At 71.5% G+C, this 14,182-nt stretch carries 11 protein-coding genes and 1 pseudogene; 4 read left to right on the forward strand and 8 right to left on the reverse strand.

Annotation, left to right across the window (positions count from 1 at the left end):
* Positions 1-19: 19 nt before the first annotated feature.
* The 5 genes from IE255_RS07145 to IE255_RS07165 form a co-directional block, all read right to left on the reverse strand.
* The gene (locus IE255_RS07145) at positions 20-775 is read right to left on the reverse strand and encodes an SDR family oxidoreductase (RefSeq protein ID WP_190049246.1); all 756 of its coding nucleotides are present in this window, start codon (positions 773-775) and stop codon (positions 20-22) included.
* A 5-nt stretch (positions 776-780) separates the two neighbouring features.
* A complete protein-coding gene (locus IE255_RS07150; protein WP_190049369.1) occupies positions 781-2,580 on the reverse strand; it encodes a glycoside hydrolase family 15 protein in 1,800 nt (599 codons plus the stop codon).
* Between the two features lie 538 nt (positions 2,581-3,118).
* Positions 3,119-3,916, reverse strand: a complete 798-nt coding sequence (locus tag IE255_RS07155; protein WP_229906295.1) for an SURF1 family cytochrome oxidase biogenesis protein — start codon at positions 3,914-3,916, stop codon at positions 3,119-3,121.
* 49 nt (positions 3,917-3,965) lie between these two features.
* On the reverse strand, positions 3,966-4,199 hold the full coding sequence (locus tag IE255_RS07160; RefSeq protein ID WP_190049248.1) for a metallothionein: 234 nt from the start codon (positions 4,197-4,199) through the stop codon (positions 3,966-3,968).
* Positions 4,200-4,300: 101 nt separating this feature from the next.
* Entirely contained in the window at positions 4,301-5,293 is a 993-nt protein-coding gene (locus IE255_RS07165) for a DEDDh family exonuclease (RefSeq protein WP_190049249.1), read from the reverse strand.
* A gap of 235 nt (positions 5,294-5,528) precedes the next feature.
* Here IE255_RS07165 and IE255_RS07170 point away from each other — a divergent pair.
* Together IE255_RS07170 and IE255_RS07175 are read left to right on the forward strand one after the other, a co-directional pair.
* Positions 5,529-6,401: pseudogene (locus IE255_RS07170) on the forward strand (sterol desaturase family protein); the annotation flags it as partial.
* 485 nt (positions 6,402-6,886) lie between these two features.
* Positions 6,887-7,567 (forward strand): lysoplasmalogenase, encoded by a 681-nt coding sequence (locus IE255_RS07175; RefSeq protein WP_190049250.1) that lies wholly within the window; start codon positions 6,887-6,889, stop codon positions 7,565-7,567.
* Positions 7,568-7,579: 12 nt separating this feature from the next.
* Here IE255_RS07175 and IE255_RS07180 read toward each other — a convergent pair whose 3' ends face one another.
* From IE255_RS07180 to IE255_RS07190, 3 genes are all read right to left on the reverse strand, one after another.
* Positions 7,580-8,569 (reverse strand): CopD family protein, encoded by a 990-nt coding sequence (locus IE255_RS07180; protein ID WP_229906296.1) that lies wholly within the window; start codon positions 8,567-8,569, stop codon positions 7,580-7,582.
* Between the two features lie 143 nt (positions 8,570-8,712).
* On the reverse strand, positions 8,713-10,245 hold the full coding sequence (locus IE255_RS07185; RefSeq protein WP_190049252.1) for a S8 family peptidase: 1,533 nt from the start codon (positions 10,243-10,245) through the stop codon (positions 8,713-8,715).
* A gap of 58 nt (positions 10,246-10,303) precedes the next feature.
* Entirely contained in the window at positions 10,304-11,833 is a 1,530-nt protein-coding gene (locus tag IE255_RS07190) for a S8 family peptidase (protein WP_190049253.1), read from the reverse strand.
* Positions 11,834-12,086: 253 nt separating this feature from the next.
* Between IE255_RS07190 and IE255_RS07195 the strand changes: the two genes are divergently transcribed.
* Positions 12,087-12,443, forward strand: coding sequence for a DUF485 domain-containing protein (locus tag IE255_RS07195; RefSeq protein WP_190049254.1), 357 nt, complete (start codon positions 12,087-12,089; stop codon positions 12,441-12,443).
* Complete coding sequence (locus tag IE255_RS07200) at positions 12,440-14,065, forward strand: monocarboxylic acid transporter (RefSeq protein ID WP_190049255.1); 1,626 nt, start codon at positions 12,440-12,442, stop codon at positions 14,063-14,065. The genes IE255_RS07195 and IE255_RS07200 overlap by 4 nt, the downstream gene beginning before the upstream one ends.
* The last annotated feature ends 117 nt before the right edge of the window (positions 14,066-14,182 follow it).

The following is a 14,182-nucleotide window of genomic DNA, read 5'->3' on the forward strand; positions in this document are numbered from 1 at the left end:
ACGTCCTCAGCCGGCACCCTCAGAACCCGTGCCGTGCTCCTCCGTCGACGGGAACCATCACACCCGTCAGATAAGAAGCAGCCGGCGACAACAAGAACGCCGCGACGCGCCCGAACTCCTCCGGCGCCCCGTACCGCCGCAACGGAATCTGCGACTCCGAAGCCGCCCTGGTCGCCTCGGGATCCGCCGACAACGCATCCAGCTCGCGCACGCGATCCGTGTCGATCCGCCCGGGCAGCACACCCACCACCCGAACGCCCCGCGGCCCCAGCTCGTCGGAGAGCGACTTGGCGAACCCGGCCAGCCCCGGCCGCAGCCCGTTCGAGATCGTCAGCCCCGGGATCGGCTCGTACACCGACCCGGACAGCACGAACCCGATGACACCCCCGGCCTCCAACTCGGCGGCCGCGGCGCGAGCCAGCCGCACCGCACCGAGGAACACCGACTCGAACGCCGCCTGCCACTGCTCGTCCGTGTTGTCCGCGACGAACCCGGCGGGCGGCCCGCCCACGCTGACCAGGACACCGTCGAGGCGGCCGAAGTGCTCCCGCGCGGCCCCGACCAGCCGGGCCGGTGCCCCGGGATCGGCGTTGTCGACGGCCACCCCGACCGCGTTCGGGCCCAGCGCGGCCGCCGCGTCGGCGACGCTCTTGCCGTCCCGCCCCGAGACGACCACCTTCGCCCCGTCCGCGACGAGCTCACGCGCGGAGGCGTTGCCGAGGCCCCGCGTGGCCCCCGTGACGACGTACACCCGGTCCTTCAGTCCAAGATCCATGGTCCCTATCCTGCCCCGTCCTGCCCGAACAGGGCGAGGGCGGTGTTCACCAGGCCGATGTGGCTGAACGCCTGCGGGAAGTTGCCGAGCTGCCGGCCCGTCACCGGGTCGAACTCCTCGGAGAGCAGACCGACGTCGTTGGCGAGCCCCACCAGCCGCTCGAACAGCTCCCGGGCCTCCTTCGTACGGCCCGTCATGTGCAGGGCGTCCGCCAGCCAGAACGAGCACACCACGAAGGTGCCCTCGCTGCCGGGCAGTCCGTCGACGTCGACGTCGACGTCGTCCGAGTCGGTGGTGCTGTAGCGGCGCAGCAAGCCGCCATGGTCCAGCTCCTTGCGGACCGCGTCGATCGTGCCGATCACCCGCGGATCGTCGGGCGGCAGGAACCCCACGCGCGGGATGAGCAGCAGCGCGGCGTCCAGTTCGCGCGAGCCGTAGGACTGCGTGAAGGTGTTGCGTTCCGGGTCGTAGCCCTTCTCGCACACCTCGCGGTGCACCTCCTCGCGCAACGCGCGCCAGCCGTCCAGGTCGCCGTCCAGCTCCGGATGGCGCTCCAGGGTGCGCACGGCACGGTCGGCAGCGACCCACACCATCACCTTGGAGTGCACGAACTGGCGCCGGCCGCCGCGCACCTCCCACAGTCCCTCGTCCGGCTGCCGCCAGTGCGTGCGCAGGAAGTCCAGCAGGGCCGTCTGGAGCGCCCACACGTCCGGCTGCGGGGACAGGCCCGACTCGCGGGCCAGCGACAGGGAGTCCATGACCTCGCCGTAGACGTCCAGCTGGAGCTGGTTCACGGCGTCGTTGCCGATGCGGACGGGCGTGGACTCGTCGAAGCCGGACAGCCACGGCAGCTCGAACTCCGGCAGCCGCCGCTCGCCCGCCAGGCCGTACATGATCTGCAGGTCCGCCGGGTCGCCCGCGACCGCGCGCAGCAGCCAGTTGCGCCAGGCCTCGGCCTCCTCCTGGTAGCCCGCCGCCAGCAGCGCGCCCAGCGTGAGGGTGGAGTCGCGCAGCCAGCAGTAGCGGTAGTCCCAGTTGCGCACCCCGCCCGGCTCCTCGGGCAGGGAGGTCGTGGCGGCGGCGACGATACCGCCGGTCGGGGCGTAGGTGAGCGCCTTGAGGGTGATCAGGGAGCGGACGACGGCGTCCCGGTACGGTCCGTCGTAGCGGCAGCGCGACGCCCAGGCCCGCCAGTCCTCGACGCTGTGGCGCAGGGCTTCGAAGGGGTCGACGAGCGGCGGGCGCGGCTCGTGGGAGGGGTGCCAGGTCAGGACGAACGCGACTTTCTCCCCCTTCCGGACCGTGAACTCCGCGTGCGTGCCGAAGTCCTCGCCCCAGCTGCGCACCTTCGGCTCGCTGCGCAGCCATGTCGAGTCCGGACCGGCGACGGCGACGCGGTGGCCGTCGGACCGGCGCACCCACGGCACGATCGAGCCGTAGTCGAAGCGCAGCTTGAGGACGCTGTGGAGCGTCACCTCGCCGTCGAGGCCCTCGACGACGCGTACGAGATCGGGGGCGCGGTCGCGCTGGGGCATCAGGTCGGTGACGCGGACCGCCCCCTGGCCGGTCTCCCACTCGGTGTCCAGGACGAGGGTGTCGCGGCGGTAGGCGCGCCGGGTGCACCGGTCCGCCCCCACCGGGGCGATGCGCCAGTAGCCGTTGTCCTCGTCACCGAGCAGCTTGGCGAAGCAGGCGGCCGAGTCGAAGCGGGGCAGGCACAGCCAGTCGACGGATCCGTCCGTGCCGACCAGGGCCGCGGTCTGCTCGTCGCCGATGAGTGCGTAGTCCTCGATGCTGGGGTGCACGGAGTGCGGGTTCCCGGCAAGTCGGGGCGGCAATCCGGGCAGGGGCCGCGGGAGTGACATGCCGTCGGCGGCCGGGCACCGGTGCCCGGGCGCATCCGGCGGCAGGGCCTGGTCGAGCACCCATGGGCCGATCAGCACGGCCGGCGTGAAGACGACGGTGATCAGCACGGTCGGCACGAGCCGCCGTCGGCGTGCGCGCCGCGGCCACTCGCCGCGCGCCGCGCGGTACGCGTCGGGGTCGGGAAGCACCCGGCCGGCCAGTTGCGTGGAGCGCCTCGCACAGTTCCTGCTCGGCGCGGCCGTGGCCGGTGCGGTCCGGACCGGTGCCGCGCGACGGATGGCGTCTCCATGCGTCATCGCCGGTCGCCCCCGTGCTCGGCAACGCCGCGGTGGTCTGCGCGCGGGCGGTCAGGGCCCCGGGCTCGCTGCCGCTCTCCAAGGCGCCGTAGGCCGGGATGAACGTCGACGGCTTGGACCATCCGCGCTCTACGTCGAGGCCCGCATCGACGGGCCGGGCGAGCCGCTGGCGCCGCGGTGGTCAGACCGCCGCCGGTTCCGCCTCGCTGGTGTCCTTCTGCCCGGCCGCCGCCTGCGCCCGCTCCCGGGCCTCGCGGCGGGCCAGGATCACCCAGCCGACCGGGACGGCGGCGGAGAACAGCCACCACTGGACCGCGTACGCGTAGTTCAGCGCCGCGTCCTCCTTGCCGGGGTCGCCCAGCAGCTCGGGCGTGTCGCCCTTGGGCTCAGGGGCCGTCTGGGCGATGTAGCCGCCGAGCACCCGGGCGTCGAGGCGGCGTGCCTCCTGCTCGCTGTTGATCAGCATGATCTGCCGGTCCGGCAGGCCCTTGAGGTCCTTGATACCGCTCGCCGCGGTCGTCTCGCTCGGCATCAGCCGTCCCTGGACGGTGACCTCGCCGCGCGGCGGTGCGGGGACCTTGGGGAACGTGGTCTGGCTCGGGCCGTCCGAGGGGATCCAGCCCCGGTTGACCAGCAGCACCTTGCCGTCGTCGAGGACGAACGGGGTCAGGACGTGGTAGCCGACCTCGTCGTCGGAGTTGGTGCGGCGGCGGACGACGACCTCGTCCTCGGTGTCGAACCGGCCCTTCGCGGTCACGGTCCGGTACCGCTCGGCGCTGGTCACGGTGTGCCCGGGCGCGGTCAGCTGCTCCACCGGCACCGGCTTGGCGGCCAGCGCGTCGGTGACCAGCTGGTTCCGGGCGGTGCGCTCCTCGTAGCGGTGCATCTGCCAGATGCCCAGCCTGATCATCGTGGGGATGAGAAGCAGGGCGATCAACGTGAGGATCACCCACTGCCGGGACATCAGGAAGCGGTACACCCCACGACCGTACAACTCGGTCGTGGGGTGCATTCAGGCGGGTACGGGTTCAGACCTTGTCGACAATTCCCACCTTTCCCTCCGCGCGGGCGCAGTGGGCGCCGCAGTACCAGTGGCCGTCGGCCTCGACGCCCTGGCCGAGGATCTGCACGCGGCAGTGCTCGCAGATCGGGGCCATACGGTGGATCGCGCAGGCGAAGCAGTCGAACACGTGTACAGCGCCCGCCGCATGCACCTCGAAGGTCATTCCATAATGATTGCCGCAAACCTCACATGTCGCCATGCGCCACAGGGTGAGCCGTCCCCGCGGTGGGGGCGAGCGGGCGCCGGGCGAGTCGCCCGGCAATCACCCGTCCGTACGGTCGGCCGCCCCTCGGCGTCCGGTCACCCCTCCGACGCCGGCTCCACGTCCGCGAGGAGTTGCCCGAACGCCGCCTCGTCCACGACCGGCGTGCCGAACTGGCGGGCCTTGACCACCTTGGACGTGCCCGAGTCCGGGTCGTTCGTGACGAGCAGGCTGGTCAGCCGGGACAGGCTCGTCGCCACGTGCAGCCCGGCCTCGGTGGCGCGGTCCTCCAGCAGGTCCCGCTCGACCGATGTGTCACCCGAGAAGGCGACCCGCATGCCCTGCTTGAGTCGCCCGCCCGGCTGATAGCGCCCCGGGTTGGGGTAGGGGCAGGCGGGCCGCTTCCGCGAGGGGCGCCAACTGCCCGGCCGGTACCCGCCGTAGCCTGCCTGCTGCCCGATGCGGGGCGAGGCGGGGCGGTCCGACCACTCGGTCAGCGGCCGGCACTCGTGGAGCGGCAGCCGTACGCCGCTCGCCGCCGCGGCCTTCAGGCTCGGCCGGAACGCCTCCGCCAGCACGCGCGCGTCGTCCAGCGCGTGGTGCGCCCGCCGCTGGACCACGCCGAAGTGCGCGGCGAGGGACTCCAGCTTGTGGTTGGGCAGCGGAAGCCCGAGCTCCTTGGAGAGCGCGATGGTGCACAGCCGCTGCCGCACCGGCGCCTCGCGCTGCGCGCGCGCGTACTCCCGGGCGATCATCTGCCAGTCGAAGACGGCGTTGTGCGCGACGAGCACCCGCCCCGCCAGCCGGGCCGTGAACTCCTCGGCGATGTCCTGGAAGAGGGGCGCGCCCTCCAGCGCCTCGCTCGTCAGCCCGTGGATCCACACCGGGCCCGGGTCGCGCTCCGGGTTGACCATCGTGTACCAGTGGTCCTCGACCTCGCCGCGCGCGTCCAGCCGGTACACGGCCGCGGAGATGATGCGGTCGTCCCGGGCCAGGCCCGTGGTCTCCACGTCAACGACCGCGTACCCCTTGGGATACGCGGTCGGCCACGACGTGGGAGAGAGGGCGGCGGTCGTCAGGTCTTCCAGCATGGTCCCTGAGGATACGGGCCGGGACTGACACCGCCGTCCGCCAGGTGCGTCCGGCCCGTTCTTCCGACACTCCCTCAGGCGTGTTGTCCGGTCTGTCCGTTCGCGAGTCGTACGTCCGAGCGATGTCCGGCACTCCGTATTGGTGGAGATCGCCAAGAAGCAAGCGCGTACCGTCGGTAATACTTGTGGGTAACAACGTCTGGTGGGGGCCGGGCGGCGGTCCTACGGTGCAGGCATGCCGAACCTGCCCGATGTCGTGCTGTGGTCGATACCCGCGTTTGTGCTGCTCACCGTGGTCGAGATGGTGAGCTACCGCCTCCACCCCGACGAGGAGGCGGCGGGCTACGAGGCGAAGGACGCCGCGACGAGCATCGGCATGGGGCTCGGCAGCCTCGTCTTCGACTTCCTGTGGAAGATCCCGATCGTCGCCGTCTACACGGCCCTCTACGAACTCACGCCCCTGCGCGTTCCCGTCCTGTGGTGGACGGTCCCGCTGATGCTGCTCGCGCAGGACTTCTTCTACTACTGGTCCCACCGCGGCCACCACGTCGTCCGCATCCTGTGGGCCTGCCACGTCGTCCACCACTCCAGCCGGAAGTTCAACTTCACCACCGCGCTGCGCCAGCCCTGGACGTCCCTGACCGTGTGGCCGTTCTACGTGCCCCTCATCGCCGCCGGGGTGCACCCCGCCGCGCTCGCGTTCTGCTCCTCCGCGAACCTCGTCTACCAGTTCTGGATCCACACGGAGCGGATCGACAGGATGCCCCGCTGGTTCGAGTTCGTCTTCAACACCCCCTCGCACCACCGGGTCCACCACGCCTCCCAGGGTGGTTACCTCGACCGCAACTTCGGCGGCATCCTCATCGTCTGGGACCGGCTGTTCGGCTCGTTCGTCGCCGAGACCGAGCGGCCCCGGTACGGACTGACCAAGAACATCGACACGTACAACCTGCTGAAGGTGGCGACACACGAGTACGTGGCGATCGCCAAGGACCTGAGGGCGGCGCGCAGTTGGAGCGAGCGCGCGGGGCGGGTGTTCCGGGGGCCGGGGTGGGGGCCTGCGCGGGCGCAGGCTCCGGCGCCGACCGCCGGGTCGGGTACGGCGGCGCCTCCGGCTACGGCAGCAGCTACGGCGACGGCAACAGCTACGGCAACAGCTACGGCAACGATTACGGTTACGGACCCGGCCACAGTGACAGCCGCGGCTAAGGCCCCTGCTGCGGGCTCGGCCGAGACTCAGGACACGGCCTCATCGCCGGTCGGCGAGAGCGCGCGGGTGGGGAAGGGCGCGTCGGTCGGCGAGAGCGCGCGGGTGGGGGAGAGCACGTCCGTCGGCGAGAGCACGCAGGCGGACAAGAGCGCGCCCGCAGGCGAGAGCGCGCGGGTCGGGAAGAGCGCAGCCGCAGGCGAGAGCGCGCGGGTCGGGAAGGGCCCAGACGCCGGCCAGAGCACGCGGGTCGGGAAGGGCCCAGACGCCGGGAGCACGCGGGTCGGCAAAGGCGCAGACGCCGGGAGCACGCGGGTCGGCAAAGGCGCAGACGCCGGGAGCACGCGGGTCGGGAATGGCACAGACGTCGGGAAGAGCGCACCGGCGTGACCCCCTCGCGCCTCCTCCTCGCCGCCTTCGGGCTCGCCGGCGCCGCCGACCTCGTCAGCCTCGCGCTCGGTTTCGACGCCGGGCACGTCGTCGCCAAGCCCCTGCTGATGCCGCTCCTGGCCCTGTGGGCCGCCCTGCGCCGGGCGCCCCGGCCGCTGCTCGCCGCCCTGCTGTTCGGCTGGGGCGGAGATGTCCTGCTGTTGTCCGACGCCGAACCGGCCTTCCTCGCCGGCATGGGCAGCTTCGCGGCGGGACACGTCTGCTACCTCGTCCTCTTCGGGACGTACGGCAGCCGGAACGCGGTCCCACGCGCGCGTGCGGGCCTGCTCGCCCTCGGCTACGCCACCGCCCTCGCCGCGACCGTCGCGCTGCTGTGGCCGGATCTGCCCGCGGACCTGCGCGTGCCCGTCGCCGGGTACAGCCTCCTGCTCACGGCCATGGCGTACCGGGCCGCCACCCGGCTCGGCCTCTTCACCGGACTCGGCGGCGCGCTCTTCCTGCTCTCCGACACGCTCATCGCGACCGGCGTCGCCGACTGGCCGCAGCCGCCCGCCCCCGACTTCTGGGTCATGCTCACGTACATCGCCGCGCAGGCCCTGCTGGCCGGGGGAACGCTCGGGGCGCTCAACGCGCGCAGGGCACCGGCCGCGACGTACGGCGAGATGCGGGCCGTCTGAGCCCCGCCGGTGTCACCAGCGGATGGGCACCGGCAGCGCCGTCAGCAGCCCGGACACCGCGACCACCAGGCCCAGGACGACGACCTCCGCCCGGGCCGGCGCGCAGGCCGTCAGCGGATCGGCCGCCCGGCGCAGGCGGCGCCGCGCCCACAGGGCGAGCGCGGCCACGGCGATCGCGAGGAGCACCTTGGCGAGCAGGGCGCGCCCGTACGCCGTCGCCGTGAGCTGCTCCAGGACCGTCTCCGGCGGCATCCGGCGCAGTGAACTCCCCACGCCCGTCGCGGTGATGGCGGCCAGCAGCACGGCCGCCACGCGCGCGTAGAGGCCCAGCAGGGCCGCACCCGCCTCCGTGCCCTGCCGGCCGTGCCACAGCCGCAGGATGCGCAAGGCGTGCAGCAGCCCGCCCGCCCACAGCGCAGCGCAGGTCAGGTGGACGAGCGTCAGCGCGGAGCCGGTCAGCGGGGCGTGCTCGGGCGCGGGGTGCGCGCGCAGGGCCTCGGCGACGATCACGGCGGCCAGCGGCCACACCTGCGTGGCCGGCCGGCGCGACATGGCGCACAGCCCCGCCACGAGGAACGCGTTGACCTCCAGCAGGGCGAGCTTGCCGTCCCGGGAGGCGTAGAGCCCGCCGACGTCGATGTCCGACAGGCCGTCAGGGACGAGATTGCCCGTGGCCACGACCGAGGCGAGCCCCAGAGCGGCGACGAAACCGGCGGTGGCCGCGAAGGGCGACCAACTCGGGGGCACGCCCGAAGGCCCGATCTCCGCGCCCGGTACGGACCGCGCCAGCCGGTTCACGAACAGCTCGCCGACCGGTATGCACAGCGCCGCGAACAGCACCGTACGCAGCAGGGCTATGCCCCCGGCGCCGGGCGCTTCCGCCTCCCCGGTCCCGTCCAGCGCGACGGACGGGCCGAGCAGCGGGATCAGCGCGGCCAGTGCCACCAGCACCAGGACGGCGGCGGCCCGGCCCGCACCGGCACGCCCCTTCGCCTCGGCCACTCCGGGTGAAGATCCTGTCAAGGTCACCCCAGGATCTTCACCACCTCCACAGGGCCGGGCAAGTCAGAAGAACAATCCTGCCGCAGGCACGAAGCGGGCCGGGCAGGTGTTCCCGCCCGGCCCGGATCGTCTTCACATCAGTTCTACTTGGTCACCGCGTCCAGCGCGTCCGTGATGCCCCAGCCGTAGAAGCCGTTGCGGTTCTTCGAGCCCTCGCACACCACGTCGATCTTGCCGTCGGCGTCGATGTCGTACGGGTCCGTGCACGGCGTGGCGTCGGCCTGCGCGTACAGCAGGGCCTTCACCAGGGCCGGGGAGGCGTACGGGTGCGTCGACTTGATGAGCGCGGCGACGCCCGCGACGTGCGGGGACGCCATCGACGTACCGGCCATGTAGCCCCACTTGCCGCCCGGCAGCGTGCCCAGGATGAGGCCGCTCGTGGCCGGCGCCTCCGGCTTCTGGTACGCCGTCGAGTCGCCGCCCGGCGCGGCTATGTCGGCCACGCCCAGACCGTAGTTGGAGAAGGACGACTTGATGCCCTTCGCGCCCGTCGAGGCGACCGTGACGACACCCGGCAGCTGGGTCGGGATGTCGAGGCACTCGGACGGGTCGACGACCCGCTCGCCCGGCGTGGTGTCGTTCGGGGACGACGGGTCGGCGATCTCGTCGGACGCGAGGTCGTAGTTCTCGTTGCCGGCCGCCGCGACGTTGACCGCGCCCTTCTTCTCCGCGTACCGCGAGGCGCGCGTGACGGCCTCCACGAGCGCCTTCTGGTCCGGGTCGTTCTTGCAGTTGAAGTACCAGGGGTCGGTGTAATAGCTGTTGTTCGTCACGTCGACCCCGTGCTCGGCCGCCCACACGAAGCCGCAGACCACGGCCTCCGTGTAGAAGAAGCCGGCCGTGGTGGACACCTTGATGCCGGAGACCTTCACGCCGGGCGCGACACCCGTCATGCCGACGCCGTTCTTGGCGGCGGCGATCTCACCCGCCACGTGCGTGCCGTGCGGGCTCTCCGACGCGCCCGGCCGCCAGGCCCCGTCGGAGGTGTCCGGCTTGCCCGTCACGCAGTTGACCGACGCGCCGCGGTCGAAGTTGGGCGCGATGTCCGGGTGGGTGTCGTCGACGCCGGTGTCGATCACGGCGACCGTGACGTCCTTGCTGCCCAGCGACTTCTCGTGCGCCTTGTCCGCCTTGATGGCGGGCAGATCCCACTGCAGGGACTCCAGCGGGTCCTGCCCGGCCGCCGCCTCAGCCTTCGCGACCTCGGCCGCGCTCAGCACCTTCGGCGCGCCCAGGTCGCCCGTCGACGCCGCGGGCAGCGGCGCGGTGCGGGTGGCGCCGGCCGACTCCACGCCGCGCACCGTGCGGATGCTCTTGGCGAAGTCCGGGTTCGAGGAGTGGACGACGATGACGCCGATCTGGTCGTACGACGTCACGATCGTGCCGCCGGCCTTGGCGACGGCCTTCTTCACGTACGCCGAAGTGCCGTGTCCCGGCTTGACGTTGACGACGTAGCTGAGGGAGGTCGCGTCGGCCGGGGCCGCTGCGGGGGCCGGGGCCGGGGCGTCCTCGGCGGCCGTGGCCGCGGTGTTCGGCAGGAACGCGAGGGCCGTGGCCATGGCCATCCCGGCCGGGATCGCGGCGGCGCGGCGGTAGCGCGCGTGCGGCGCTGTCATGCTGTCTCCAGTTCGTTCGCGGTACGAGCGGGCTGTGCGGAAAGTCGTGAAGGCGCGGTCACTTGACCGCGCGCAGCGCGTTGACGATGCCGTGGCCGTAGAAGCCGTTGACGCGCTTGCCGCCCTCGCACACCGCGTCCTGCGTGCCGTCGCCGTCCTGGTCGTAGGACTCGGGGCAGGCGGTCCGGTCGGCCTGCGCCTTCAGCATCGCCTGGAGCTGGGCCGGAGACGCCCAGGGGTGCTTGGACTTCAGCAGCGCGGCGACACCGGAGGCGTGCGGGGAGGCCATCGAGGTGCCCTGGAGGAAGGCCCACGCGCCGTTCGGCATGGTGGACAGGATGCGGCCGTCCTTGGACGGCGTGTCCGGTATCTGGTAGCGGCGGTCACCACCCGGGGCGGCTACGTCGACGACGCCCTTGCCGTACGTCGAGAAGTACGACTTGACGCTGTTGACGCCGGTCGAGCTGACCGTGACGACACCCGGCAGCTGGGTCGGGATGTCGAAGCACTCGTGCGGGTCGATGGTGCGCTCGACGGGCGTGGTGTCGTTCGGGCTGGAGTCGTCGACGATCGCGTCCGCGTCCAGGTCGTGGTTGGAGTTGCCCGCTGCGGCGACGTTGAGCGTGCCCTTCTTCTGCGCGTACAGCTGCGCCCGGTTGACCGCGGTGACGACCGCCCGCTGGTCCGGGTCGTCCATGCAGTTGTAGAGCCACGGGTCGACGTAGTAGCTGTTGTTCGTGATCTCGACACCGTGGTCGGCGGCGAACACGAACGCGCAGACGACGCTCTCCGGGTAGAAGAGGCCGCTCGCCCGGTCGGTCACGTTGATGCTGGACACCTTCACACCAGGAGCGACGCCCGCCACGCCGATTCCGTTGCGCGCGGCGGCGATCTCACCGGCCACGTGCGTGCCGTGGTAGTCCTCCGGGGTGTACGGCCGCCAGGCGCCCTCGCTGGTGTCGGGCTTGCCGCCGGCGCAGTTGGCGGACTGGGAGGCGGAGAAGTTCGGGGCGATGTCGGGGTGGGTGTCGTCCACGCCGGTGTCGATCACGGCGACGGTCACCTTGCGGCTGCCCGGGTTGATCTGCGCGGCCCGGTCGGCGCCGATCGCGCGCAGGTCCCACTGGTCCGCTTCGAGGGGCTCGCTCTCGGGCGTCTGCGCCGAGGCGGCCTCGGTCCGCTTCGCCTGCGCGGCGGTCAGGTACTCCGCCGCCCCCTCCTCCTTCGTCCCCGCGGCCGTCAGCGGCGCCGTCCGTGTCGCACCCGCCGACTGGACCCCGCGGGCCGTGCGGATGGTCTTGGCGAAGTCGGCGTTCGAGGAGTGGACGACGATCACGCCGATCCGCTCGTACGTGGTCACGACCGAGCCGCCGGCCTTCCCGATCGCCTTCTTCACCGACGCGATCGTGTGCCGGTCGACCTTGGTGTTGACGACGTACGCCAGCTTCGGCGCGTCGGCCGACCGGGTGGCCGGCTCCGCCTGCGGGGCCGCCGAGGCGGCGGCGGGCAGGAAGCCCAGCGAAGCGGTCAGCGACAGCACGACGGGCACGGCGAGGGCGAGCCGGCGTCTGGAACGCAGATGAGACATGGGGTCTCCACATCCTCCGGAAACGAAACCGGCCCGAGGCACAGGTGGTGCTCGGGCAGGTACATGACGAGGTGGTGCAGGGCGAAGCTATCCCGGGCTCTCGCTGGCCAGCAACGTTTTGTCGAAACGACTTCGGAAAGAACGCGACGCGGTTGAACCGCTCCTCGCGTGCCGCCGTGACGTTGGACAGGGAGCGCGAGGACACTCGCCTCCGTCCCCGTACCTACCGCTTCCGTCACTACGAGGAGACTCCGTGGCCACCGACGCACCGCCCCCCTCGAAAGAGCAACACAAACTCCCCTCACCCGAGGAGTTCAGCGAGGTGCAGGAGAGCGCGGAGTTCGGTGAACTGCGCCGCTCCTACCGCTCCTTCGCCTTTCCGCTGACCGTCGCCTTCATCGCCTGGTACCTGCTGTACGTCCTGCTGTCGAACTACGCGGGCGGCTTCATGGGCACCAAGCTGTTCGGCAACATCAACATCGCCTTCGTCCTCGGCGTCGCCCAGTTCATTACCACGTTCCTCATTGCCTGGTGGTACTCGAAGCACGCCGCCGCGAAGCTCGACCCCAAGGCCGAGGCCATCAAGTCCCGGATGGAGGGCGGCGCATGAGCCCCGCAACGCAGACCCTTATCGCCGCGAACGAGGCCAGCGAGCACCGCCCGCTGATCATCACCCTGTTCGCGCTGTTCGTCCTGGCCACCCTCGGCATCACCATCTGGGCGGGCCGCCAGACCAAGGACGCCGCCGACTTCTACGCGGGCGGCCGCCAGTTCAGCGCCTTCCAGAACGGCCTCGCCGTCTCCGGCGACTACATGTCCGCCGCCTCGTTCCTCGGCATCGCGGGCGCGATCGCCATCTTCGGCTACGACGGCTTCCTGTACTCCATCGGCTTCCTGGTCGCCTGGCTGGTCGCGCTGCTGCTGGTGGCCGAACCCTTGCGGAACTCCGGCCGCTACACCATGGGCGACGTGCTCGCGTACCGCATGCGCCAGCGCCCGGTCCGCACCGCCGCCGGCACCTCCACGATCGTCGTGTCGATCTTCTACCTGCTGGCCCAGATGGCCGGCGCGGGCGTCCTCGTCTCGCTGCTGCTCGGCATCACCTCCGACGCCGGCAAGATCCTCATCGTCGCCCTCGTCGGCCTCCTGATGATCGTCTACGTCTCCATCGGCGGCATGAAGGGCACCACCTGGGTCCAGATGGTCAAGGCCGTGCTGCTGATCGGCGGCACGCTCCTGATCACCTTCCTGGTGCTGCTGAAGTTCAACTTCAACATCTCCGACCTGCTCGGCACGGCCGCCGAGAACAGCGGCAAGGGCGCCGCCTTCCTGGAGCCCGGCCTCCAGTACGGCGCGACCGGCACCTCCAAGCTGGACTTCATCTCCCTCGGCATCGCCCTGGTCCTCGGCACCGCCGGCCTGCCGCACATCCTGATCCGCTTCTACACCGTGCCCAACGCCAAGGCCGCCCGTAAGTCCGTGAACTGGGCGATCGGCATCATCGGCGCCTTCTACCTGATGACCATCGCCCTCGGTTTCGGCGCCGCCGCGCTGATCTCCCAGGACGAGATCATCGCCTCCAACCCGTCCGGCAACACGGCGGCCCCGCTGCTCGCCCTGCACCTGGGCGGCGTCGACTCGGCCTGGGGCGCGATCCTGCTCGCCACGATCTCGGCGGTGGCCTTCGCCACGATCCTCGCCGTGGTCGCCGGCCTCACCCTCGCCTCGTCGTCCTCCTTCGCGCACGACATCTACGCCAACGTCATCCGCAGGGGGAAGGCCTCCGGCGCCGAGGAGGTCCGCGCGGCCCGCTGGGCGACCGTCTTCATCGGCATCGTCTCCATCGGCCTCGGCGCCCTCGCCCGCGACCTGAACGTGGCCGGCCTGGTCGCGCTCGCCTTCGCGGTCGCGGCCTCCGCCAACCTGCCGACGATCCTCTACAGCCTGTTCTGGAAGCGGTTCACCACCCAGGGCGCGCTGTGGTCGATCTACGGCGGCCTGATCGTCGCCGTCGGCCTGGTGCTGTTCTCGCCCGTCGTCTCCGGCGACCCCAAGGCGATGTTCCCCGACGTCGACTTCGCCTGGTTCCCGCTGAAGAACCCGGGCATCATCTCCATCCCCTTCGGCTTCCTCATGGGCTGGCTCGGCACGGTCCTGTCCAAGGAGGAGCCGGACGTCAAGAAGTACGCCGAGCTGGAGGTCAGGTCCCTGACCGGCACCGGCGCCCACTGAGCACGGCTCCCCACCCGCGGCCGCGTCGTAGGAACCTCCAGGTGCCTGCGGCGCGGCCGCGTTCCACGTCGTGGGATCGGGCCTGTCGAGTTGTCAGTGGGGTCACGTAGGCTCACA

Origin of the sequence: Streptomyces lomondensis, from assembly GCF_014651035.1 — a bacterium.
GTDB lineage: Bacteria > Actinomycetota > Actinomycetes > Streptomycetales > Streptomycetaceae > Streptomyces > Streptomyces lomondensis.

Coding starts and splice junctions, on each gene's coding strand:
- IE255_RS07145 (WP_190049246.1), bottom strand. CDS start 775: ATGGATCTTGGACTGAAGGACCGGGTGTACGTCGTCACGGGGGCCACG.
- IE255_RS07160 (WP_190049248.1), bottom strand. CDS start 4,199: ATGGCGACATGTGAGGTTTGCGGCAATCATTATGGAATGACCTTCGAG.
- IE255_RS07165 (WP_190049249.1), bottom strand. CDS start 5,293: ATGCTGGAAGACCTGACGACCGCCGCCCTCTCTCCCACGTCGTGGCCG.
- IE255_RS07185 (WP_190049252.1), bottom strand. CDS start 10,245: ATGACAGCGCCGCACGCGCGCTACCGCCGCGCCGCCGCGATCCCGGCC.
- IE255_RS07190 (WP_190049253.1), bottom strand. CDS start 11,833: ATGTCTCATCTGCGTTCCAGACGCCGGCTCGCCCTCGCCGTGCCCGTC.
- IE255_RS07200 (WP_190049255.1), top strand. CDS start 12,440: ATGAGCCCCGCAACGCAGACCCTTATCGCCGCGAACGAGGCCAGCGAG.